Annotated in this window: 2 protein-coding genes; both read left to right on the top strand. The window is 34.0% G+C overall.

Features of this window, described 5'->3' with window-relative positions; genetic code table 11:
* Positions 1 to 69 precede the first annotated feature (69 nt).
* Positions 70 to 219: a hypothetical protein gene (locus CRYPD_RS08225; protein WP_171004404.1), complete on the top strand. Its 150-nt coding sequence runs from the start codon at positions 70 to 72 to the stop codon at positions 217 to 219.
* Between the two features lie 125 nt (positions 220 to 344).
* Positions 345 to 1,451: a molybdenum cofactor guanylyltransferase MobA gene (gene mobA, locus CRYPD_RS07640; protein WP_138146977.1), complete on the top strand. Its 1,107-nt coding sequence runs from the start codon at positions 345 to 347 to the stop codon at positions 1,449 to 1,451.
* The last annotated feature ends 30 nt before the right edge of the window (positions 1,452 to 1,481 follow it).

Genomic DNA, 1,481 nt, shown 5'->3' with positions numbered 1-1,481 from the left:
TAAACCTTGTCCTAGCAGGGCTAAGGCTGGGTTTAAAAAATTGCCAAGCGGGTGAAAAGTGGATTTTTGATGATTATTCATATTTATGCAAAGGTCTCTATCAAGTTGGCTAAAAAAGAAAATTTAGAATTGAATGATGAGTATTGGTTGGTTCTTAATTTTTATAACGAGAATGGTGTTCATAAAGAGACTGGAGCACTGGTTAAACAATCTTGTTAAAAAAATCACTGATAATAAGTAACTTTCATTAGACAAAGGACACAGTATTGTCATTACAACACCGAATAAATAACGCATAATATCATAAGCAAAACTTTACAACTTGTCGATCAAAAACCATCACCATGAGTATTATTAGCAATCAACAAATAACAGCAGTCATTTTGGCAGGAGGTCGTTCTAGTCGTATGAATGGTCAAGATAAAGGGCTAATACAACTCAACCAAAAACCACTAATTCAATATATAATTGAAGTGATTGAAAATGAAGTTGATAGTATTTTAATTAATGCCAATCGCAACCAAAAAAGGTATCAAAAATTTATTAAAAACCCAATTATTGAAGATAATACAACAAATTTTCAAGGCCCCTTGGCAGGCTTTGCCAAAGCTATGGAGGTTGCTAAAACACCTTATTTGTTAGTATTACCTTGTGATTGTCCGATGATTGGATCAGAATTATTAACCACCCTAAAAACCGAACTAATAAAACAAAAAGCACAAATTTGTGTGGCACATGATGGCAATAGATTGCAGCCTACTTTTGCCTTGCTAAAAACTGATTTACTCAGCAGTTTGTTGGCTTATTTAGCTACCGATGATCGAAAAATCGATTTGTGGTATCAGCAGCATACATTGGCAATTGCTGATTTATCTCAATATCAAGATTTCTTCATTAACCTGAACACGCCACAAGATTACGCCTCTTTAACTCAAGTAAATCGTATTAAAAATGTGCCAATATTAGGTTTTTCTGCTTTTAGTGGCACAAGGAAAACCACATTAATCATTCAACTTATCAAATATTTAAAACAAAAAAATATTCGCCTTGCTTATCTAAAGCACGGACATCATAATTTTGAAATAGACCATAAAGGAAAAGACAGTTACGAATGTTACCACGCAGGTGCTGAACAAGTGCTCATCAGCTCTGCTGATAAATTTGCCCTAATCAATCGTTATACTGAGCAAGAATTAGGACTGTTTGCATTGTTTGAACAGCTGAATTTGAAGCAATTAGATTTGATTTTGGTTGAGGGGTTTAAGCACGAAATTTTCCCTAAAATAGAGCTACAAAGACAAGCGCTCAATCATCCTAATATTTTTGAAAATGATGTTAATGTGATTGCTTTTGCTGGTGATAAAATTCCCATTGAGTGTGATAGAGTATCGTTAGATATTAACGATATTGAGCAAATTGGTGATTTTATTTTGGCCTATATAAGGCAGTAAAAAGGCTGTATTTTTACCCACTCCCCTGCC

The organism is Bathymodiolus heckerae thiotrophic gill symbiont (assembly GCF_900180345.1).
Classification (GTDB): Bacteria; Pseudomonadota; Gammaproteobacteria; order PS1; family Pseudothioglobaceae; genus Thiodubiliella.
This window is presented reverse-complemented; position numbering and strand designations above follow the sequence as displayed.

Bases quoted from the DNA above. Each gene is read 5' to 3' on its own strand.
- CRYPD_RS08225 (WP_171004404.1), top strand. From the start codon at position 70: ATGATTATTCATATTTATGCAAAGGTCTCTATCAAGTTGGCTAAAAAA.
- mobA (WP_138146977.1), top strand. From the start codon at position 345: ATGAGTATTATTAGCAATCAACAAATAACAGCAGTCATTTTGGCAGGA.